The 19,087-nt window shown below is 72.2% G+C and carries 20 protein-coding genes and 1 pseudogene; 10 read left to right on the plus strand and 11 right to left on the minus strand.

Annotation, left to right across the window (positions count from 1 at the left end; all coding sequences use genetic code 11):
* Positions 1–20: 20 nt before the first annotated feature.
* Positions 21–428, plus strand: coding sequence for a nitroreductase family deazaflavin-dependent oxidoreductase (locus VGN18_RS18685; RefSeq protein ID WP_327541234.1), 408 nt, complete (start codon positions 21–23; stop codon positions 426–428).
* 42 nt (positions 429–470) lie between these two features.
* Here VGN18_RS18685 and VGN18_RS18690 read toward each other — a convergent pair whose 3' ends face one another.
* A complete protein-coding gene (locus tag VGN18_RS18690; RefSeq protein WP_327541235.1) occupies positions 471–2,078 on the minus strand; it encodes a phospholipase D family protein in 1,608 nt (535 codons plus the stop codon).
* A 127-nt stretch (positions 2,079–2,205) separates the two neighbouring features.
* On the opposite strand from VGN18_RS18690, the gene VGN18_RS18695 reads away from it, so the two are divergent.
* The 3 genes from VGN18_RS18695 to VGN18_RS18705 all read left to right on the plus strand — a co-directional run bounded on the left by VGN18_RS18695 (position 2,206) and on the right by VGN18_RS18705 (position 4,587).
* Positions 2,206–3,066 (plus strand): formate/nitrite transporter family protein, encoded by an 861-nt coding sequence (locus VGN18_RS18695; protein WP_327541236.1) that lies wholly within the window; start codon positions 2,206–2,208, stop codon positions 3,064–3,066.
* Positions 3,067–3,142: 76 nt separating this feature from the next.
* Positions 3,143–3,814 carry a dienelactone hydrolase family protein gene (locus tag VGN18_RS18700; protein WP_327541237.1) on the plus strand — a complete coding sequence of 224 codons (672 nt, stop codon included), beginning with the start codon at positions 3,143–3,145 and terminating at the stop codon, positions 3,812–3,814.
* The gene (locus VGN18_RS18705) at positions 3,811–4,587 is read left to right on the plus strand and encodes a class III extradiol ring-cleavage dioxygenase (RefSeq protein WP_327541238.1); all 777 of its coding nucleotides are present in this window, start codon (positions 3,811–3,813) and stop codon (positions 4,585–4,587) included. The genes VGN18_RS18700 and VGN18_RS18705 overlap by 4 nt, the downstream gene beginning before the upstream one ends.
* A gap of 3 nt (positions 4,588–4,590) precedes the next feature.
* Here the strand turns inward: VGN18_RS18705 and VGN18_RS18710 are convergent, their stop codons facing one another.
* Both VGN18_RS18710 and VGN18_RS18715 read right to left on the minus strand, forming a co-directional pair.
* The gene (locus VGN18_RS18710) at positions 4,591–6,696 is read right to left on the minus strand and encodes a hypothetical protein (protein WP_327541239.1); all 2,106 of its coding nucleotides are present in this window, start codon (positions 6,694–6,696) and stop codon (positions 4,591–4,593) included.
* Between the two features lie 123 nt (positions 6,697–6,819).
* Positions 6,820–7,749, minus strand: a complete 930-nt coding sequence (locus VGN18_RS18715) for a crotonase/enoyl-CoA hydratase family protein (RefSeq protein WP_349259969.1) — start codon at positions 7,747–7,749, stop codon at positions 6,820–6,822.
* On the opposite strand from VGN18_RS18715, the gene VGN18_RS18720 reads away from it, so the two are divergent.
* From VGN18_RS18720 to serA, 3 genes are all read left to right on the plus strand, one after another.
* Positions 7,748–8,356 carry an HAD-IA family hydrolase gene (locus VGN18_RS18720; RefSeq protein WP_327541241.1) on the plus strand — a complete coding sequence of 203 codons (609 nt, stop codon included), beginning with the start codon at positions 7,748–7,750 and terminating at the stop codon, positions 8,354–8,356. The two genes, VGN18_RS18715 and VGN18_RS18720, sit on opposite strands and share 2 nt — an antisense overlap.
* An 81-nt stretch (positions 8,357–8,437) precedes the next feature.
* Positions 8,438–9,562, plus strand: coding sequence for a phosphoserine transaminase (serC, locus tag VGN18_RS18725; protein WP_414655073.1), 1,125 nt, complete (start codon positions 8,438–8,440; stop codon positions 9,560–9,562).
* Positions 9,559–11,154: a phosphoglycerate dehydrogenase gene (gene serA, locus VGN18_RS18730; protein ID WP_327541243.1), complete on the plus strand. Its 1,596-nt coding sequence runs from the start codon at positions 9,559–9,561 to the stop codon at positions 11,152–11,154. The genes serC and serA overlap by 4 nt, the downstream gene beginning before the upstream one ends.
* Here serA and VGN18_RS18735 read toward each other — a convergent pair.
* Both VGN18_RS18735 and VGN18_RS18740 read right to left on the minus strand, forming a co-directional pair.
* Positions 11,144–11,611 carry an OsmC family protein gene (locus tag VGN18_RS18735; RefSeq protein WP_327541244.1) on the minus strand — a complete coding sequence of 156 codons (468 nt, stop codon included), beginning with the start codon at positions 11,609–11,611 and terminating at the stop codon, positions 11,144–11,146. The two genes, serA and VGN18_RS18735, sit on opposite strands and share 11 nt — an antisense overlap.
* A complete protein-coding gene (locus VGN18_RS18740) occupies positions 11,608–12,207 on the minus strand; it encodes a hypothetical protein (protein ID WP_327541245.1) in 600 nt (199 codons plus the stop codon). The genes VGN18_RS18735 and VGN18_RS18740 overlap by 4 nt, the downstream gene beginning before the upstream one ends.
* A 123-nt stretch (positions 12,208–12,330) precedes the next feature.
* On the opposite strand from VGN18_RS18740, the gene VGN18_RS18745 reads away from it, so the two are divergent.
* Positions 12,331–12,660, plus strand: a complete 330-nt coding sequence (locus VGN18_RS18745; protein WP_327541246.1) for a hypothetical protein — start codon at positions 12,331–12,333, stop codon at positions 12,658–12,660.
* Between the two features lie 392 nt (positions 12,661–13,052).
* Here VGN18_RS18745 and VGN18_RS18750 read toward each other — a convergent pair whose 3' ends face one another.
* The 6 genes from VGN18_RS18750 to VGN18_RS18775 all read right to left on the minus strand — a co-directional run bounded on the left by VGN18_RS18750 (position 13,053) and on the right by VGN18_RS18775 (position 17,566).
* Entirely contained in the window at positions 13,053–14,033 is a 981-nt protein-coding gene (locus tag VGN18_RS18750) for a hypothetical protein (RefSeq protein ID WP_327541247.1), read from the minus strand.
* A gap of 87 nt (positions 14,034–14,120) precedes the next feature.
* Complete coding sequence (csrA, locus tag VGN18_RS18755) at positions 14,121–14,402, minus strand: carbon storage regulator CsrA (RefSeq protein ID WP_327541248.1); 282 nt, start codon at positions 14,400–14,402, stop codon at positions 14,121–14,123.
* 9 nt (positions 14,403–14,411) lie between these two features.
* Positions 14,412–14,795 (minus strand): flagellar assembly protein FliW, encoded by a 384-nt coding sequence (fliW, locus tag VGN18_RS18760; RefSeq protein ID WP_327541249.1) that lies wholly within the window; start codon positions 14,793–14,795, stop codon positions 14,412–14,414.
* A 34-nt stretch (positions 14,796–14,829) separates the two neighbouring features.
* On the minus strand, positions 14,830–15,714 hold the full coding sequence (flgL, locus tag VGN18_RS18765) for a flagellar hook-associated protein FlgL (protein WP_327541250.1): 885 nt from the start codon (positions 15,712–15,714) through the stop codon (positions 14,830–14,832).
* A complete protein-coding gene (gene flgK / locus VGN18_RS18770) occupies positions 15,711–17,066 on the minus strand; it encodes a flagellar hook-associated protein FlgK (RefSeq protein ID WP_327541251.1) in 1,356 nt (451 codons plus the stop codon). The genes flgL and flgK overlap by 4 nt, the downstream gene beginning before the upstream one ends.
* A 2-nt stretch (positions 17,067–17,068) precedes the next feature.
* Positions 17,069–17,566 (minus strand): flagellar protein FlgN, encoded by a 498-nt coding sequence (locus VGN18_RS18775; protein ID WP_327541252.1) that lies wholly within the window; start codon positions 17,564–17,566, stop codon positions 17,069–17,071.
* A gap of 380 nt (positions 17,567–17,946) precedes the next feature.
* Between VGN18_RS18775 and VGN18_RS18780 the strand changes: the two genes are divergently transcribed.
* Together VGN18_RS18780 and VGN18_RS21150 are read left to right on the plus strand one after the other, a co-directional pair.
* The gene (locus VGN18_RS18780; protein ID WP_327541253.1) at positions 17,947–18,834 is read left to right on the plus strand and encodes a FliA/WhiG family RNA polymerase sigma factor; all 888 of its coding nucleotides are present in this window, start codon (positions 17,947–17,949) and stop codon (positions 18,832–18,834) included.
* 131 nt (positions 18,835–18,965) lie between these two features.
* Positions 18,966–19,087: pseudogene (locus VGN18_RS21150) on the plus strand (flagellin); the annotation flags it as partial.

Genomic DNA, 19,087 nt, shown 5'->3' on the forward strand with positions numbered 1-19,087 from the left:
TCACACCTACGATGCCGTTCATGGCGGACAACTGGAACGACAAGATCATCGCCGAGTTCCGTGCGAACGAGGGCCGGGTCGGCGGCAACTTCGAAGGCGCCCCCCTGCTCCTGCTGCACAGCACCGGCGCGAAGAGCGGGCAGGAACGCGTCAGCCCGATGATGTACCTGCAGGTCGGCGGCAGCTGGGCCGTCTTCGCCTCCTACGCCGGCCGCGACATCCATCCGGCCTGGTACCACAACCTCGTCGCGAACCCCGAGGCGTCGATCGAGATCGGCACCGAGCACATCGACGTCGAGGCCCGCGAGCTCGCCGCCGGGGAGCGGGAGCCGGTGTGGGAGGAGCAGAAGAAGCGCTACCCCGGCTTCGCCGAGTACGAGCAGCAGACCGAGCGCGTCATCCCGGTCATGCTGCTCAGCCGCCGGTAGCCGCCCGCAAACGGCGGGACGATCACGCGGCCGGCGGCATGGTCAGAACCGGTCTCCGTGCCGCAACCCGCGGGGCCGGCCGTCCGGGTCGGCCAGGGCCCGGTACAGCGGACGGGCCCAGCTCCGGGTCGCTCGCGACAGCCGGGGGAGTACGTAGGGGCGCAGACGTCCGGGCGGCCGATCGCCGCGGCGTCCGGCGTCGTACCAGGCCTGCAGGCGGGCCGCACTCTCGGCGAAGGCGCGGAATGCGTCGACCGGTCCGACGAGATCGCCGTCGTCGTCCGGCGCGCGGTCCAGGTGCTCGCGGGCGAGCTGCAGCCGCAGGTCGCGGGCGAAGCGGCGGGCGCCGTGGTCGAAACGGTCGACCACGCGAGGTTCGCGGTCGTCGAACTCCTCGTCGATCACGGCGCACGACAGCTCGGAATCGTGCGTCCACGAGCGCCGGTTGATGTTGTCCGAGCCCACCGACGCCCACACGTCGTCGACCACGCAGACCTTGGCGTGCACGTAGACCGGGGTACCGGCGTGGTTCTCCACCCCGTACACCGCGACCCGGTCACCGCCCGCGGCGCGAACGTCGTCGAGGGCGTCCTGGCGTCCGACGAGGTTCATCGGCAAGGCCAAGCGACCGCTCTGATCCGGATGGTGGGGGATGACCACGATCAGCCGCAGCTGCGGATCGGCGGCCAGGGCTCGGGCAAAACACCCCACGACCTCCGAGGACCAGAAGTACTGGTCCTCGACGTACACCAGGCCGTGGGCCCGCTCGAGCACCCGCGTGTAGGCGCGGGCGACGCTGCGCTCGCCGTTCGGGGCGAACGGGTACGCCCGGCCGAGCCCGAGCCGCGGATAGGTGCGCAGCACCTGCACGAGGGAGGTGCCGCGGGGCGCGGGATCGGGCAGCTGCTCCGGCAGCGGTCCGGCCCGGTGGTCGTCGCGGCGCGCCAGCTCGCTCAGCCGGTCGACCGGATTGCGGGTCAGCGGCTGCGGATCCTCCCACCGCTCGCGGAACACCGTCTCCAGGTCACCGACCGCCGGCCCGCGCACGGCCAGCTGGATGTCGTGCCAGGCCGGCGTCGGGCCGTAGACCGGGGCGATCGGTTGCGGCTGCGGATCGCCGTGGTGCGCTGCCGTGTCGTTGCGGCTGTGGCACAGGTCGATGCCCCCCACGAACGCGACGTCGAGCTCGGGCCGGCCGGGGTGACGCAGCACGACGAACTTCTGATGGTGCGACCCGCCCGCGCGGACCCGCATGTCGAGCAGGCACTCGCCGCCGTGCGCCTCGATCTCCTCACCGAGGTGACGGTTCTGCTGCTCGCTGAACGCGAGACGATCGAGGTGCGATCGCCAGATGAGCCCCTTGACGATCACACCTCGGGACGCCGCCTCGGCGAACACGGCCGAAATCTCCGTGCCGGCCCCGAGCAGGCGCTCGTCGGGGTCGCCCCGCCAGTCGGTGAACACGAGCAGGTCGCCGGCTCGCTGCTGGCGCACGCACCGCAACAGCTCCGGGAAGTAGCTGCCGCCGTGGACGAGCGGGCGGACGTCGTTGCCGGCGGTGAACGCCCGCCCGTCGCGGTGCCGTCGATCCACCCTCGTCGCGGGGTTGTCGCGTCCCGCCGGGGTCAGCAGCCACTCCTCGACGCCCATCCGATCATCTAAGCGCGGGTTGGGCGCACTTCGGCGTTTCACAGGGTGTCGGATCGGGTACGGAATGTCGCGATGACGTGGTCCGTCCGTGGGTCGTGACCTTGCGCCGAGTGCCCGGGAGACGATCATGACCGTGAAGACCCCGCCGGAGATCGCCGAGGCAGCCGTGGCCGCCGGCACCCTGAAGGCCGGGCTCGGCCCCGGGAAGGCCCTGGTCGGCGGCTTCCTCGCCGGCGCCTACATCGCCTTCGGTGGCCTGATGGCCATCGTCGTGTCGTCCGGCCTCGACCCGAAGACGTGGGGTGGCCTCACCACGCTGTTCACCGGGCTGGTGTTCAGCCTCGGACTCATCCTGGTCGTCATCGGCGGCGCCGAACTGCTCACCGGCAACATGGCCCTCGTGCCGCTGGCCGTCTTCGCCAAGAAGGTGACGGCCGCGAAGATGCTGGTGAACTGGCTCTGGGTCACGATCGGCAACTTCGCCGGCTCCCTGTTCGTCGCCTACGTGCTCGCCGACAAGACCGGCGTCATCAAGGAGGGGGCCAAGGGCACGGCCGGTGCCGCGTGGACGCGCCTCGACGCCATCGCGCTCGGCAAGTCGGCGACCGAGACGCACATGGAACAGTTCCTGCGCGCGATCGGCTGCAACTGGCTGGTCTGCCTCGCCATCTGGCTCGCCCTCGCCGCCACGTCGGTGTCGGGCAAGATCCTGGCGATCCTGTTCCCGATCACCGCCTTCGTCGCCCTCGGCTTCGACCACGTCGTCGCCAACATGTTCTTCCTGCCGCTCGCCATGTTCGAGCACGCCGGCGGCACGACGGCCACACAGATGGTGCTCAACCTGGTCTTCGCCTTCCTGGGCAACGCCGTCGGCGCCGGGCTGTTCGTCGCCGGCGCCTACTGGTACCTCTACGGCCAGGCCCGCCCGGCCGACCCGGCCGTCGTCGAGCACGCCGCCGAGGTCACGGCGGCGGAGCACCCCCGCTGACCGACCGCATCACATTTGGTTGAGAGTTCAACCAAATCGAGTAGGCTCGACCCCGTCGTCACGAGATGGAGTCGTCATGCCTGATCCCACGTTCGGTTCGCCGGTGGTTCGCACCGGCGGATCCCCCCACCCGGATGCCCCGCTCGTCGTGCTGCTGCACGGTCGCGGGGCCGACGAGAACGGGATCGCCGGGCTGTCGGCCCTGCTGCCCGAGAGCGTGGCCTGGGCCGCCGTGCGGGCCCCGATCAGCGAGGGCAGCGGGTACGCCTGGTTCGCCAACCGCGGCATCGGCCGGCCGGTCGCCGCGTCGCTCGCCGCGACCATGGCCTGGTTCCACCGCTGGCTCGACACCGTCGCCCCGCTGGGTCGCCGGGTGATCCTGGTCGGCTTCAGCGGCGGCGCCGCCTTCGCCGGCGGCCTGGTGCCGGCCGATCCGCTCCGCTTCGCCGGTGCGGCGATCCTCTACGGCACGCTGCCCTTCGACGCCGGCGTGCCGACGACGCGGGCCCGCCTCGCGGGCGTGCCCGTCCTGGTCGCCCAGGGCGAGCACGACACCGTCATCCCGGCTGAACTTCTCGACGCCACCTGGCGTTATCTGACCGGACCCTCCGGGGCCACGACCACCGCGCACCGCGACCAGGCGGGGCACGCGCTCTCGCCCGCCACGGCCCGGGTGCTCGCCACGTGGCTCGGGACGGTCGCCCACCGGGTCGCCGACGACCCCACGACCGAGGAGCAGCCGGTATGACCACGATGCCCGTGCTCTACCTGAGCCACGGTGCCCCGCCGCTCGCCGACGACCGCCGCTGGACCCGCCAGCTCGCGGACTGGTCGGCCGCGCTGCCGAAGCCGCGCTCGATCCTGATGGTGTCGGCGCACTGGGAGGAGGCGCCGGTGTCGGTCAGCGCCACGACCCCGGTGCCGCTCGTCCACGACTTCTGGGGCTTCCCGAAGCGGTACTACGACGTCACCTACGCCGCCCCGGGGGCGCCCGAGCTGGCTGCATCGGTGGCGAAGCTGCTCGACGCCCCGGGCCGGCCGGTGCACCAGCACGCCGACCGCGGGCTCGACCACGGCGCGTACGTCCCGCTCGTCGAGATGTACCCCGAGGCCGACGTGCCGGTGCTGCAGCTCTCCCTGCCGACGCTCGACCCCGCCACGCTCGTCGGGCTCGGCCGCCGGCTCGCCCCGCTGCGGGAGGAGGGCGTGCTGATCGTCGGCAGCGGATTCACCACGCACAACCTCGCGGCGTTCAACCCCTCGCTCGGACCGGACTACGACCCGCCGAGCTGGTCGACCGAGTTCGACGCGTGGGCGGCCGAGACGATGGCCCGACGCGATCTCGACGCGCTCGTCGACTTCCTCGACAAGGCGCCGGCCGGGCACCTCGCCCACCCGCGCACCGAGCACTTCGCCCCGCTGTTCGTGTCGCTCGGCGCGGCCGGCGACGCGGCCGAGGTCGACTCGGTCGTGGACGGGTTCTGGTTCGGGCTGTCCAAGCGGAGCTGGCAGCTCGGCTGAAGCTCAGTCGCGCTCGTCGCGAACGTGCCACGCGCGGGCCACGACGACGATCGCGACGATGACGACCAGCTGGACGATCGCGACGACGGCGCCGGTCACGAGCAGCGGGCTCGAGGACGTCGGCCGCAGCCGGTAGGTCACCAGCGCCGCCCGCTGCTGGTCGCCGAGCCCGGCGAGCACGGCGTTGTCGGCCGGGGCCGGCGTGCTGGTGACCGTCACGGCGGGGTTGGCGTCGAGCACGAGGGTCGCCACCGGCAGGTAGCAGCCGGTGCGTGACGTCGGCCCGGACTCGACCGCGACCGGCAGCCCGACCGCCGAGACCGCGTAGGCCGTACCGGGGCGGCTGAGCGGCGCCTGGTTCCACGTGGCGGCGCGGCAGCCGGTGTCGGGGCGGGCCGCGTAACGCAGCTGCACGCTCACGTGCACCGGCCGTCCATAGGTGCCCGTGACCGAGACGTGCGCGGCGACGGCACCCGGGCTGACCGTCCACGTGCGATCGCTGGTGACCGCGAGCTGCGGGCGCACCAGCAGAACCCCCGGCGACACCGCGTCGACCGGCACCGTCGTGCTGTCGAGGTCGACCAGCAGGGTGGCGATCCAGCGGTAGCAGCCCGGGGTGCTCATCGGGGCGCTCTGCAGCGTTGCCGGCTGCGTGCCGGTGGCGACCGCGTCGATGCGGGCCGAGCGGGTGGCGCCGCTCCAGCCGACCGTTGCGCACGAGCCGCCGGCGCCGGGCGTGACCGGGCCGTCGAGACGGGCCCACAGCTGGTGGCCGGCGTCGCCGACCCGGGCCGCCGTGGCCACGACCGTCGCCGGTCCGGCGCCGACGACCGGGTGCGGCGGGGCGAGGGTGAGCGTGGCGGCGATGACGGCCAGCGCGGCACCGGCCGCCTTCGACGTGGCGGTGACCTCGGGGACGGCGTCGACGGTGGTGACGACGGCCCGCGCGGCGTAGCAGCCGGGCTGCTCGGGGGTCCAGGGCGTGCCGTTGACGGTGCGGTCGCCGACGGTTGCGATCGGGTCGGTGGTGTAGGCGGCCGGCGAGGACGCGTCGAACGTCGCCGCGCCGCACTGCCCGTGCGCGTCGGGCGGCACCGGCCCCAGCACGGTGAGATCGACGGTGCCGGTGTGCCCGCGCAGGCCGTGCACGACGGCGTGCGGGATCACCGGGTGGCCGACGGCGACCGCCCCGGCGTCGAAGCCGGCCGTGATCGTCGGGTCGGCGCTGGGATCAACGGCCACGCTGCCGTGCGCGGCCACCGTCTCGGGGGCGGCCGGGGCGATCGCCTCGGCGGTGGCGCCGCCGGGGTCGGTGGCGGTGGGGGCCGTGGTCGTGCTGATGCGGACGAGGCCGACCGGTGCCCGGACCGAGGCCGTGACGTCGAACGGGCCGCTGCTGCCGCTGCCGGTCGGGGTGGTGACCGACACGTGGGCCTGCCCGGCGGGGTCGGTGACGGCGGGCCGCCCGTCGAGGGTGAGGCCGGTCGCGGCGAACGTCACCGGGATCCCCGGGGCGGGTGCCCCGGAGCCACCCGTCACCGTCGCGGTGATGGTGGCCGTGGTGCCCGGCACGACCAGCCGGGGCGTGGTCGTCACCGCGATCGAGTAGGGACCGGCGGCCGCCCCGGCCCGGTCGAGCAGGCCGGCCGCGTCGGCGGTGCCGGCACAGTCCGGGGCGTCGGTCGCGGTGTGCACCATGACCGCGCGGGCCACGCCCGCGACCTGACCGGCCGGGCCGGTGCCGAAGCGGTCGAGCAGCCGGGCGTACGTCGCGATGTCGGACGCGGTGGTGAAGCCGAGGTCGCCCGGCAGCACGGGTGAGACGTCCTGCGGGCCGGGCGAGGCGAAGGGCAGGGCGGCGGAATCGGTGACGCCGTCGGACGTGACCGGTGTGGTGAGGAATGCCGGCGCGCCGGTGCCGAAGTCCCAGGCCGCCAGCGGCGCGGTCCGGATGCCCGCCGAGCAGACGAGCCCGTCGAGATAGGCCGAGTGGGCCGCGCCCCAGGTGCCGCTGCGGGCACCGGCGGCGGTCGCCATGAGGACGAGCGAGGTCGTCGCGACGAACGTCAGCGCCGCGGCGCGAGCGATCCCGCGCCGCACCCTGGTCATGACCACTGCAACCCTCGGCTCACCACTGACGTATCGGCACGATCCGGCCGCCAGTGAAGTCGTTGGGCGAGTGGGTTCGGTGGCCCGCCGGTGAACGCGGGACGAAGCCGGCGCCGACGGGTTCTACGGCGACGGTGGCTGCCAGGGGTAGAACGGCGGCAGGTCGGTCGAGACGCGGGACGTGAACTCGGCCGGGCGCTTCTCGCGGAAGGCCTGCACGCCCTCGCGGCCGTCCTGCCGGCTCTGGTAGTAGATCGCGAGGGAGTCGACCTGGTGGGCGACCAGTGGGTGGGCGGCGGCGCTGTTGCGGTACATCATCTGCCGGGTCAGGGCGATGCCCACCGCCGAGCGGCCGTCGACGAAGCGGTGCGCCAACGCGTAGGCAGCCGGCAGCAGTTCGTCAGGGGCGTGAACCGACTTCACCAGACGGCCGGCGAGCGCCTCGTCGGCGCTCAGGATGTCGGCCGTGTAGGTCCACTCGAGCGCCTGCGAGATGCCGACGATGCGGGGCAGGAACCAGGTCGAGCAGGCCTCGGGCGTGATGCCGATGCGGCCGAACACGAAGCCGATCCGAGCCCTCTCCGACGCGAGCCGCACATCCATGGCCAGGGTCATCGTCGCGCCGATGCCGACGGCGGCGCCGTTGATCGCGGCGATGACCGGCTTGGTGCAGTCGTAGATCGCCAGGGTGACGCGCCCGCCGGTGTCGCGCAGGCCGTCGCGGATGACCGGGTCGTCGAGGCGCTCGACCGCCATGTCGTCGAGCGTCGGTTCGAGCGTCTCGTCCAGCCCGAACACGTTGCCCTCGGCGGTGAGGTCCATGCCGGCGCAGAACGCCCGGCCCGCGCCGGTGACGACGACGGCGCCGACCTCGTCGTCACCGCTCGCCCGGCGGAACGCGTCGATCAGCTCCTCGGCCATCGTCACGGTGAAGGCGTTCAGCGCGTCCGGCCGATCCAGGGTGATGGTGAGGATGCGGTCGCTGACGTCGTAGGTGATGCTCGTGTAGTCGGTCACTGCCCGGATCGTACGGACCTGACAGGCTGGCCCCATGACGCGCATCGACGGAGTGCTGTTCGACTTCGGGGGAGTCGTCGTCGACTCGCCCTTCGCCGCCTTCGCCTCCATGGCCGGTGCGGTGCGCGCGATCAACTCCCGCGACCCGGACACGAACGCGTGGGCCCGGCTCGAGCGCGGCCACATCGACCTCGACGAGTTCGTCGAGCGATTCGCCGCGGAGGGCGACGATCTCGGGCACGCCGTCGACGCCGCGGCCGTCCTCCAGTCGTTGCGCGACCTGCCGTCGACCATCGACGATGCGCGGCCGGAGGTGCTGGCCGCTGTGCGGGCGTGCCGGGCCGAGGGCCGGCGCGTCGGGCTGCTGACCAACAACATCGCACCGATGGACTCGCGGCCGGGCAACGCCTGGGTCCACGACGAGTTCGACGTGGTGCTCGAGTCGTGTGTCCTCGGGGTGCGCAAGCCCGACCCGGAGATCTACCCGCTCGCCTGCGCCCGCCTCGGGACGGCGCCGGACGCGACCGTGCTGCTCGACGATCTCGGTATCAATCTCAAACCGGCGCGGGCCCTCGGCCTGGCCACGGTCAAGGTGGTCGATCCCGCGGTGGCGATGGCCGAGTTGCGCGCGCTGCTCGACTGAACTGCGATGAGCGCGGCGCCCCGGGTCGTCTACGGTGGGCGTCGTCCCGAGTCCGACGCGTAGAGAGCTCGCCCCGTGACCCTGATCGACACCACCCTGCAGATCCCCGAACACCTGAAGCCGGCCGACGGCCGCTTCGGCTGCGGACCGTCGAAGGTGCGGCCCGAGGCCCTCGAGCGCCTCGCCGCCCGCCACGACCTGATGGGCACCTCGCACCGGCAGGCCCCGGTGCGCGCGGTCGTGCGCCGGGTGCGGGACGGGCTGCGCGACCTCTTCTCGGCGCCGGACGGTTACGAGGTGCTGCTCGGCAACGGCGGCTCGACCGGCTTCTGGGACGCCGCGGCGGCCGGGCTGGTGCGCCGCCGCTCCCTGCACGTCACGTGCGGCGAGTTCTCCCAGAAGTTCGCGAGCGTCACGGCCGGTGCGCCGTTCCTCGACGACCCGATCGTGGTGAAGTCCGAGCCGGGGACGGCCCCGGTTCCGGTCGGTGACCCGGACGTCGACGCGATCGCCTGGCCGCACAACGAGACCTCGACCGGCGTGATGATCGACGTCCGGCGCCCCGCCGACGCCGGCGACGCGCTCGTCCTCATCGACGCGACGTCCGGCGCCGGCGGCCTGCCGGTCGACCTCGCGCAGTCCGACGTCTACTACTTCGCGCCGCAGAAGTCGTTCGGCTCCGACGGCGGGCTGTGGCTGGCGATGGCGAGCCCGGCCGCCCTCGAGCGGATCGCCGAGGTCGGCGCCGCGATCGACCGGTGGATCCCGCAGTCGATGGCGCTCACGACCGCGCTCGACAACTCCCGCCTCGACCAGACCTACAACACGCCCGCGCTCGCCACGCTGCTGCTGCTGGCCGACCAGCTCGACTGGATGCTGACCAACGGCGGGCTCGACTTCTGCGTCGGCCGCACCCGGGCGTCGTCCGACCACCTCTACGGCTGGGCCGAGGCGTCGGAGTTCGCGACGCCGTTCGTCGCCGCACCTGCGCACCGCTCGCTCGTCGTCGGCACCATCGACTTCGACGAGGGCGTGGACGCGGCCGCGATCGCCAAGACCTTGCGGGCCAACGGGATCGTCGACACCGAGCCGTACCGCAAGCTCGGTCGCAACCAGCTGCGCATCGGGATGTTCCCGGCGATCGAGCCGGCCGACGTCGAGGCCCTGACCGCGTGCATCGACTGGATCGTGGCCGCCACCTCATGAGGGTGCTGGTCGCGGAGGAGATCGGTGACCCCGGTGTCGAGCTGCTGCGCGCGGCCGGTCTCGACGTCGAGGTCGGGACGGGCTGGGACCGCGCCGAGCTCGAGCGGCGCATCGCCGACTTCGACGGCATCCTGATCCGCTCGGCGACCCAGGTCGATGCCGACCTGCTGGCCAAGGCCGACCGGCTCAAGGCCGTCGCCCGCGCCGGGGTGGGCGTCGACAACGTCGACGCCGACGCCGCGACGCGGCAGGGCGTCGTCGTCGCGAACGCGCCGCAGTCGAACGTGATCACCGCGGCCGAGCACACCATGGCGCTGCTGCTCGCGCTCGCCCGCAACGTGCCGCAGGCGCACGCCTCGCTCATCGGCGGCCGGTGGGAGCGCGCGAAGTTCAGCGGCGTCGAGCTGCACGAGAAGACGCTCGGCATCCTCGGTTTCGGCCGCATCGGGCAGCTCGTCGCGCAGCGCGCCCGCGGTTTCGGGATGAAGGTGGTCGCCTTCGACGTCTACCTGAGCGAGGAGCGTTTCCGCGAGCTCGGCGTCGAGCGGGCCGCGACGCCCGAACAGGTCTACGCCGCCGCCGACTTCATCACCGTGCACCTGCCGAAGACGGTCGAGACGGAGGGGTTCCTCGACGCCGCGGCGTTCGCCCGGATGAAGGACGGCGTGCGCATCCTCAACGTCGCCCGCGGCCCGCTGGTCGTCGACGCCGACCTGCAGGCCGCGCTCGACTCGGGCAAGGTCGCCGGGGCCGCCCTCGACGTGTTCCGCCGCGAGCCGGTCACCGACCACCCGTTGTTCGGCTACCCGAACGTGGTCGTCACGCCCCACCTGGGCGCCTCGACGGCCGAGGCCACCGACCGCGCCGGCTACCAGGCCGCCGAGCAGCTCGTCGCCGCGCTCACCGGCGGCGCGGTCACCACCGCGGTGAACGTGCCGGCGATCAAGGCCGACGACCTCGCCGCGCTCGGGCCGTTCGTCGGCCTGTGCGTCAGCCTGGGCCGCATCGTCGCCGCCACCGCGCCCGGCACGTCGGTCGACGCGGTCGAGGTCGAGTACCTCGGCCGCATCGCCGAGCGGGACAGCCGGCTGCTGACCATCCAGGTCGTCAAGGGCCTGCTCGGCGGGCACACCGAGGAGGCGGTCAACGACGTCAACGCGCTGACCCTGGCCCACGAACGCGGCATCGTCGTCAGCGAGCGCAACATCCCGGTGGCGCACGATTTCACCGACCTCGTCCGGGTGTCGTTGCGCAGCGGTGACGAGACGACGCGGGTCGTGGGCACGGTGCTCGGCCGGCGCAACCGCCCGCACCTGCTCGAGGCGTGGGGCGCGCGGTTCAACGTCCAGCTCGAACGGCACCTCGCGGTGTTCCGCTATCTCGACCGCCCCGGCATGCTCGGCCGCGTCGGGATGGCCGTCGGCGACGCCGGCGTCAACATCGTGTCGGCCGCGGTCGGGCGGCGGCGCGACGACGACGTCGACGAGAGCGCGGTCATGATCGTGACCACCGACGCGCCGGTGCCGGCCCAGGTGCTGACGGCGCTCACGACCGGCGACGACTTCTTCGACGCGTGCGCGGTCAGCCTCTGACCCGCACCGTGGCCTCGTGCCGCACCGGGAACGCCACCGACGCGGCGACGAAGCACAGCTCGTGCGCCTTGTCGTGCAGGGCGGCGCAGTGGTCGACGCTCTCGGCGTCGCGGACGGTGACCTCAGGGCGCAGCACGACCTCGGTCATGTGCCCGCCGCCGCCCGGCGTCTGCGTCATCGATCCGCTCGCTTCGTCGCGATAGGCGACGACGACCACGCCGGCGTCGGCGGCCAGGTGCAGGAACGCCAGCATGTGGCAGTTCGCGAGGGCCGCGGTCACGAGCTCCTCGGGATTCCAGCGCGCGGCGTCGCCGCGGAACGCGGGGGCGGACGAGCCGGCGATCGCCGCCTTGCTCCCGCTGGTGACCTCGTGACTGCGCTCGTAGGCGCGGTAGGTCGAGGTGCCGCTGCCGGTGTTCCCCGTCCACACCGTCTGGGTCGTGAACTGGTGGTTCACCGCGCTTCCAGGGGGTTCGTCGCCATCCGCTCGGCGATACCGCTGCGCACCGAGGCGCCGGCGGCACTGTCGGGCTTGCGCGCGGCCTGGTCGGTGAAGCAGGCGGTGAAGCGGGCGGCGAGATCGAGCCGCGGCCACGTCGCGACCGCCTCGGCCAGCAACTCCTCCGGCCACAGTTCGGGGGCGCGGCCGGAGATGTCGAGGCCCGTCGCGAGGGCGAGCAGTTGACCCTCGGGGTCGACCGCGGGATCGACGTCGTCGCGCATGTGGTCGACGATGATCTCCCCGGCGCGCGCCCGGCGCTCGTCGGGCCAACCGGCCCCCGCTGTGAAGACCCACGCGAGGTCGCCGCCGGCCCGCTCGAACGGAAGGGTGTGGCTGTCGAACGGCGCCTCGAGCCCGAGGTCGTGCAGCATCGTCGCCACGAAGAGCAACTCGTGGTCGAGCGCGACGCCGCGCTGCGCTCCCAGAGCGGCGGCGAAGACGTAGGAGCGGCGGCAGTGGTGGACGAGGGCCGGCGGCGAGAAGCGGGTCACGACCTCGACGGCCGCCGTGGCCGCCGGCGTCGTCGGGACGGGGATGTCACGCAGCAGCATGGGCGAACCCTACAAACCCATCCGTTGGTACCGGGGCGGTCGGGCCGTTCAGCCCTGCACCCCGGACCGGCGCCGCGCGACGGTGGAGGGGGTCAGCCGACCCGGTTCAGAGGGGAGCCCGCCATGGCCACGGTTCCGCGCGACCTGTCCGACCTCTACCTGGCGCCGGTGGTGCTCGCGCTCGACGAACGGATCCGCGAGTACTCCGCGCTCGACCCGGTGGAACTCGCGAAGCGCGTAGAACTGGAGAGCGACCGGCTCGACTGGTCACGCGACGAGCGCGAGACCGCGATCCTCATGGCGCTGAGCCACCTCATCGATCTGCACGGCTGGGCGCTGGACTGGGTGGAGCGGGGCGTGCAGCTCTCCCGCGGGTCGAACAGTGTGGTGCTGGGGGTGCCGCAGCGGTTGCGCGACTACGTGGACGGCGATCGGCGGCCCGCCCGCACCTGAGTCAGGCGGCGCGTCGACCGCGACCGGTCGCCCGAACGGGCGACAACGACGTCTCGCCGCGCGCGCACTCACCGCACCAGACGCAACCGCGACGCTCGCAGTGCGGCTCGATCTCGACCGCGGAATGAGGGATGAGGCGAAGAGTCCGGCGACAGTAACGGCATTTCATCGAAGGGCTCCAAGGACGGGAGTGCACCGGGGGAGTGCAGGGATGACACCTGAACTGTTCCCGTCCTCCGCGCAGCGATAACCCCGGCGCCCGGCAGCGGGCTGTGAGGTGACCCCGATACCCCACGACCGCCCGGACGACGCGGGGGTGCCGAGGTGCGGCGCCAGGACACGCCGGAGGGCACCGCCCGGCGAACCGGACGGTGCCCTCGTCGTGCGTCGTGTCAGGCGCCGGGCGAGCCGCCGCTGCCCGAGCCGCCGCTGCCCGAGCCGCCGTCACCGGGCGAACCGGGGCCGTCCTCGCTGTGCCCGCCGTCGCCGTGGTGGTGGCTGTCGCAGGTGTGGCTGAAGGCCACCGCCAGCACGGGGACGAACACGCCGGCGTCGTTGGTCCAGCCGAGGGCGACGAGCTTCGCGCCGACCGTCACCTGGGCGGGCGTGCTGTTCGAGACGCCGTCGACGATGAGGGTGGTCGAGCTCAGGTCGACCTGGGTCTGGGCATCCTCCTCGCCACCGACCGTCACCGTCGTGCCGTTGACGGCCGAGACGCGGCCGCGCAGCACGTCCGGCGGGGTCGAGAAGGCGAAGACCGAGGTGGCGACGACGACGTCGTTCACCGAGGAGCCGAGCACGAGCACCGACTGGCCGACGGCCGGGGTGCCGGCGGCGAGGTCGACGAGGACGTTCGCGGTGGAGTCGTCGACGGTGAACGAGCCGTTGTCGTTCTCGTTGGCGTCGTCGCTCGGGACGGTGCCCTTGTGCACGGTCAGCAGGCTGCCGGAGACCGCGCTGATGACGCCGATGTAGGAGTGGAAGGCCGAGGCCAGGTGGCCCATGTCGCCGACCTGGAAGCGGGTGCTGCGGCCCTGTCCCGTGACGACTCCGGTGACGGTGACCCGGTCGCCGTTGGCCAGGCCGCGCATCTTGCGGGCGACCAGGCGGCCGGCGGTGCTGGCGCGCGAGGGCAGGCTGACGGTGAGGGTGCGGTTGCGCACGACGCTGCGTCCGGAGCGGACGTCGGTGGCCAGCACGGTCATCGTCGCGCCGGTGTGCCTCACGACGACACCGTGGGCGACGAAGGTGCGGGTGGCCGGGTGGTGCGACGGGCGCCGCGCGGCCTCGGCGGCGACGGGCGCGGTCAGGGCCAGGGCGAGCGAGGTGCTCGCGGCCACGGCCACGCGGGCGGTTCGGGAACTGAGAGGCACGGGGGGTCCCTTCGAGAGGCGTATCCCCCGCCATACGGAGACTTTACATCAGCGGCAGTGTCGGGCAATGGTGCGAGCGCACCACCCTCACTCCTGGTTCTCAGCCGGAGGGTCGGTCTGCGGGCGTGGCTTCTTCGGGACGAGATCGCCGACGGCGGCCCCGAGCTCGGTGACGGCGGCGTCGGCCGGCGAGGCCGATCGGGCGTTCGCCTGCTGGAGCTCCAGCCACACCTCTTCGCGATGCACGGCCACCGAACGGGGCGCCTGGATGCCGAGGCGCACGGCATCGCCGCGGACCTCGAGCACCGAGATCACGATGTCGTCGCCGACGATGACGTTCTCGCCCACGCGGCGAGTGAGGATCAGCACCAGCAAAGACTAGAGAGTCACCAGGGGTTGGCGCATCGACAGGCTGGCGTCGTCGAGAACGACCTGCACGGCGCGGCGCGTCCGCGGGGCGAAGACGATGGGTGCGCGCAGGTTCGCGGTGGCGTCCGACAGGGTCGAACCGACGGTCAGGACGAGCAGCAGGTCGACCTCGTCGCTACCGAGCGTGTTCTCCAGCGCGCCGGCGAGATCGGGCAGGTAGTCGGGGAAGAACACCGCGGCCGGGGTGAGCACGAAGCGCAGGCCCGGGTCGTGGACGGAGCGCATCGACCACAACAGGCCGGCCTCGTCGATCGGGTCCAGGGTGTAGTCGGTCTCGTCGCTGAATCCGGGCAGCGGCTCGACGAGGCGGATGCGCTGGTCGGTCTGGGTCATGACACTCATCGGGTTCCCTTGGTTCGGTGCGGGTTCAGCGGAGGAAGTTCAGCAGCGACATCTGGCGGATGCTCGCCGTCGTCTGCAGGGCGGCCTGGTAGGTGACGTTCGCGGTCGAGACCTTGATCGCCATGTCGGCCAGGTCGATGTCCTGGATGCCGGAGAGCTGGGTCTGCAGCGCCGTCGAGGTCGACTGCTGCGTCGACTGGGCGATCTGCACCCGCTGGTAGGTGGCGCCCTCGACCGCCTGCGCGTCGCTGATGGACGACAGGGCCGTGTCGAGCGCGGAGAGCTGCGGCCCGAGGGCGGACGGGTTGGTGCGCAGGGTCGTCGAAATGGTGGCGAGCCGGGCGAACAGGTCGTTGCCGGGTGGACCGAAGATCGAGGGACCGTTCTGGTTGATCTGGACGGTGTTCTGGTCACCGACCGTGCGCGAGACGGTTCCGTTGTCGCCGACGTAGTTCCCGGCCGGGTCGTACGCGATCGCGCCCGTCGTGGTCCCGCCGAAGACCGGCCGGCCGTTGTAGGCGGTGTTCGCGATGCTGATCAGTGAGGTCCGGATGGCGTCGATCTGGTCGGCCAGCGCGCCGGCCGAGGTGCCGGTGCTCGCGCCGTTGTTCAACCCCTTGACGACAAGGGTGCGCGCGTTCTGCGTCAGGTTGACGACCTGGGAGTACGCGGCGTCGGCCGCCGACAGCCACCCGATCGCGTCGGTGGCCGCGGCGTTGTACTGGGTGTTCCGCTTCAGGTCGCCGCGCAGTTCCAGCGCCCGCACCGTGCCGGACGGGTTGTCCGACGGCTTGGTGATCTGGTTGCCCGAGGACATCTGCGCCTGCAGGTCGGCCAGCCGCGAGCCGGTCGACTGCAGGTTCGCCAGCGAGCGCAGGCTCGCCGAGGTGTCGGTGACGCGCATGCTCATGCCTGCCCCACCAATCCGGTGTGGTTGATCAGGGTGTCCAGCATGCTGTCGAGCGTCGTCAGCACGCGGGACGCGGCGCTGTAGGCGTGCTGGTAGGTCAGCATGTTGCTGACTTCCTCGTCGGTGTTCACGCCGGAGACGGAGTTCTGCAACTGCAGCACGTTGCTGGTGACCGCGTCCTGCGTCGTCTGCTGCTGCTGGGCGAGCGCGCTGGCCGAGCCGACGCCGGCGACGAGGGTGGTGTACAGCGAGTCCGGCCCCCCGGCCTGCCTGCCGGATCCGGACATCGTGAGGGCCGCCGTTCCGTCGAGGGTGGTGCCCGGGGTCGCCGCCGCGGCGATCGTCTTCGGGTCGGTGATGGCCACGGTGAGCCCGGCCGCGCCGGTGCCGCTGAACATCACGGCGCCGGGGTTGCCGTACAGGTCGAACGCGGCGGCCTGGCCGCTGTTGACCGTGGCCGACAGCCGGTTGGCGACGGCGTCGAGCTGGGCCTGCACGTTCGGGATCGTCGTGGTGAGCGAGGTGACCTCGGCGGCCGCGCTGCCGCCGGTGAGGGCGACCGCGGTCGCGCCCACCGACAGGACCGGACCGGCGCCGACGCTCATCGGGGTCGTGGTCACCCCGGCGACGAGCGACTGGCCGCCGACGAGGACGTCGGCCGTGCCGTTGACGTTGATCGTGGCGACTCCGCCGACGAGGGTGCTCAGACTCGTCAGCAGGGCGTCGCGCTGATCGAGCAGCGCATTGGCGCTCGCCCCGGTGGCGCTGGCGATGGCGATCTGGCCGTTGATGGTGGCCAGTTGCGTCGCTGCGGTGTTCGCCGAGGTGACGTCGTTGGTGAGCGACTGCGTCGTGCTCGCCGCCAGCCCGGACAGCGAGGTGCTCACGGCATTCAGGGTCGAGGCGACCGTCGCCGCCTTGTTGAGGAGCACCGCGCGCGGAGCAACGGCGCCGGGATTGCTCGAGACGGTGCCCCACGCGTTCCAGAAGTCGTTGAGCTGCTCGGACAGTCCGGTGTTGCTCGGTTCGGGGAACAGGTTCTCGATGTTGGACAGGCCGCCGGCCGTCGTGTCGGCCTGCGCGCTGCGGGCCTGCTCGGTGCGAGCGCGGGCGGTCATGACCGGGTCCATCATGCGAGCCGTCCCGCTGATCATGACCCCACCCATGCCGGCCGGCTTGGTGAAGATGCTCGGCACGCCCGTCGCGGAGTCCACCGTCGCCTGCTGCGCGCTCTGGCGGGTGTAGCCGGGGGTCGTGGCGTTGGAGATGTTCTGCTGGATGACGTCGAGCCCGTACCGGGCGACGCCCATCGCGGTCGACGCGTTGCTGATCCCGCCGAAGGTCGAGCCCATGCCTACGCCTGCTCGTCCAGGAGGATCGGCCCGCGCAGGTTCCGCACGCTGCCGCCGGCGCGGTCGTACGTGGTGACCGTCGAGGTGATGGTGTCGAGCGTCTGGCGCACCGCCTTGGCGCCGGCCTCAAGCAGCCGACTGTTCTCGGCCGCCACGCCCTTCACCTCGAAGGCGAGGTCGCGCAGGGCGGCGCGGTGCTCGTGCAGCAGCGTCGACCACGGCTCGGGGGCGGCGTCGGCGATGTCCGCCAGGCTGGCGTCGTCGTCGAGCTCCAGGGAGGCGGTCAGCACCTGCACCTCGACCGCACGCATCACCTCGCCCGACTGCATGCGCTCCATGCTGGCCCTCACTTCGCCGTCCGCGCGGTGCAGCCAGCGCGTGGCGCCGGTCGACACGACGAGCTGCTCCTCGACGAGTTTGAACAGCAGCTCCTCGAGGCTCTCGCGTTGCAGCCACAGCGTTGCGGACACCGCCGCGCACATCGCCGATACATCTGCCATCGGGACTCCTCGAACCAGCTGTCGCATGCCCCAGTAATCGGCACGAAGGCGGGCGACCTTAGAAACCTGACCGTCACGCGCGCGCGTCGGGGAGATACAGAGTCCGGCGGCCGGTGGCGGACGACGAATGCGGACGTAGGGGTCGTGCTCGCCAACGACCGAGTCCGGAGTCCGGTTCGGGACCAAGGTCCCGACCTCTGTGAAGTTCTTGTCAAGTCATTCGAGACTCGTGTACTTATTACCTCACGCCAGCTTCACACGGCGGGTTCGGCAGGGGTGCCGGGCGCAGCACCAGCACCACTTGCACTGGTCCGTGGGGGATCACACGCAGCCCGGTCCGGCCCTCGGATCCCGGGCGGCTCATTGCCCGGAGGTTCCCCGTGACCGCAGCAACGATCGCCACCGAGGTCGCGAACGACGACGCTCTCGTCGAGTCGCACATCCCGCTCGTCGGGCACCTCGTCCGCGAGCTGATGAACCGGCTTCCCTCGCACGTCAACCGCGACGACCTGGTGTCGGCCGGCATGCTCGCCCTCGTGCTGAGCGCCCGCAGCTTCGACCCCGAGCGCGGTGTTCCCTTCGCCCGCTTCGCCGCCTTCCGCATCCGTGGCGCGCTGACCGACCAGCTCCGCACGATGGACTGGGCCAGCCGCGCCGTCCGGGGCAAGGCCCGCGAGGTCGAGAGCGTCCGCAACACGATGGCCGCCCGCCTCGGCCGCACCCCCGACAAGAGCGAGATCGCCTCGGCGATGGGCGTCACGGTCGAGGATCTCGACCACGTCGACGCCGATGTCCAGCGCGCGTCCGTGCTGAGCCTGCAGGGTCTCACGACCGACGACGACGCCGGCCTGCTGCCCTCCGCGAACGAGGGCCCCGAGGGCCTGCTCGTCCGCCGCGAGCAGATCGGCTACCTGCGTGACGCCGTCGCCGAACTGCCCGAGCGGCTGCGCACCGTCGTCGAGCAGTACTTCTTCGCCGAGCGCAAGATGGCCGACATCGCCGCCGAGCTCGGGGTCACCGAGTCGCGGGTGTCGCAGCTGCGCTCCGAGGCCCTCGCCTACCTGCGTGACGGCATGCGCGGCCACGACAGCGGCGAGCTGCCGGCCCGCGTCGAGGTTCCGCAGCAGCGCAAGCGCGCCACCGCGGCGCGCGAGGCCTACACCGCGGCGGTCGCCTCGCGATCGACGCTGGCCCACCGGCTGCAGGCCACGACGGCGCTGGGTGAGACCCGCGTCCCCGTCGTCCTGCGCGCCGTCTCGGCGGGCTGAGCCGCTGACATTCGAGCTCATAACCGCTCAAGTCAGCCGCCGCTCTGCCGATTCAATAGACGTCCGACCCAAGGAAGGGTCGGTCAGCCCAACCCCGGGCACCTGAGACTCAAGTTTGGGAGGCAAACACCATGAGTCTTCGCATCAACACCAACGTCGCCGCGCTCAACGCGTACAACAACCTGGCGACCAACCAGGCCAACCAGGCGAGCTCGTTCGAGCGTCTCTCGTCCGGCCTGCGCATCAACAAGGC

Source organism: Jatrophihabitans sp., assembly GCF_036000465.1.
In the GTDB taxonomy this organism is placed as follows: domain Bacteria; phylum Actinomycetota; class Actinomycetes; order Mycobacteriales; family Jatrophihabitantaceae; genus Jatrophihabitans.

What these genes read in the sequence shown, in the direction of transcription:
- VGN18_RS18685 (WP_327541234.1), top strand. Translation starts at nt 21, where the DNA reads ATGGCGGACAACTGGAACGACAAGATCATCGCCGAGTTCCGTGCGAAC.
- VGN18_RS18690 (WP_327541235.1), bottom strand. Translation starts at nt 2,078, where the DNA reads ATGGGCGTCGAGGAGTGGCTGCTGACCCCGGCGGGACGCGACAACCCC.
- VGN18_RS18695 (WP_327541236.1), top strand. Translation starts at nt 2,206, where the DNA reads ATGACCGTGAAGACCCCGCCGGAGATCGCCGAGGCAGCCGTGGCCGCC.
- VGN18_RS18700 (WP_327541237.1), top strand. Translation starts at nt 3,143, where the DNA reads ATGCCTGATCCCACGTTCGGTTCGCCGGTGGTTCGCACCGGCGGATCC.
- VGN18_RS18705 (WP_327541238.1), top strand. Translation starts at nt 3,811, where the DNA reads ATGACCACGATGCCCGTGCTCTACCTGAGCCACGGTGCCCCGCCGCTC.
- VGN18_RS18710 (WP_327541239.1), bottom strand. Translation starts at nt 6,696, where the DNA reads ATGACCAGGGTGCGGCGCGGGATCGCTCGCGCCGCGGCGCTGACGTTC.
- VGN18_RS18720 (WP_327541241.1), top strand. Translation starts at nt 7,748, where the DNA reads ATGACGCGCATCGACGGAGTGCTGTTCGACTTCGGGGGAGTCGTCGTC.
- VGN18_RS18715 (WP_349259969.1), bottom strand. Translation starts at nt 7,749, where the DNA reads ATGGGGCCAGCCTGTCAGGTCCGTACGATCCGGGCAGTGACCGACTAC.
- serA (WP_327541243.1), top strand. Translation starts at nt 9,559, where the DNA reads ATGAGGGTGCTGGTCGCGGAGGAGATCGGTGACCCCGGTGTCGAGCTG.
- VGN18_RS18740 (WP_327541245.1), bottom strand. Translation starts at nt 12,207, where the DNA reads ATGCTGCTGCGTGACATCCCCGTCCCGACGACGCCGGCGGCCACGGCG.
- VGN18_RS18745 (WP_327541246.1), top strand. Translation starts at nt 12,331, where the DNA reads ATGGCCACGGTTCCGCGCGACCTGTCCGACCTCTACCTGGCGCCGGTG.
- fliW (WP_327541249.1), bottom strand. Translation starts at nt 14,795, where the DNA reads ATGACCCAGACCGACCAGCGCATCCGCCTCGTCGAGCCGCTGCCCGGA.
- flgL (WP_327541250.1), bottom strand. Translation starts at nt 15,714, where the DNA reads ATGAGCATGCGCGTCACCGACACCTCGGCGAGCCTGCGCTCGCTGGCG.
- flgK (WP_327541251.1), bottom strand. Translation starts at nt 17,066, where the DNA reads ATGGGCTCGACCTTCGGCGGGATCAGCAACGCGTCGACCGCGATGGGC.
- VGN18_RS18775 (WP_327541252.1), bottom strand. Translation starts at nt 17,566, where the DNA reads ATGGCAGATGTATCGGCGATGTGCGCGGCGGTGTCCGCAACGCTGTGG.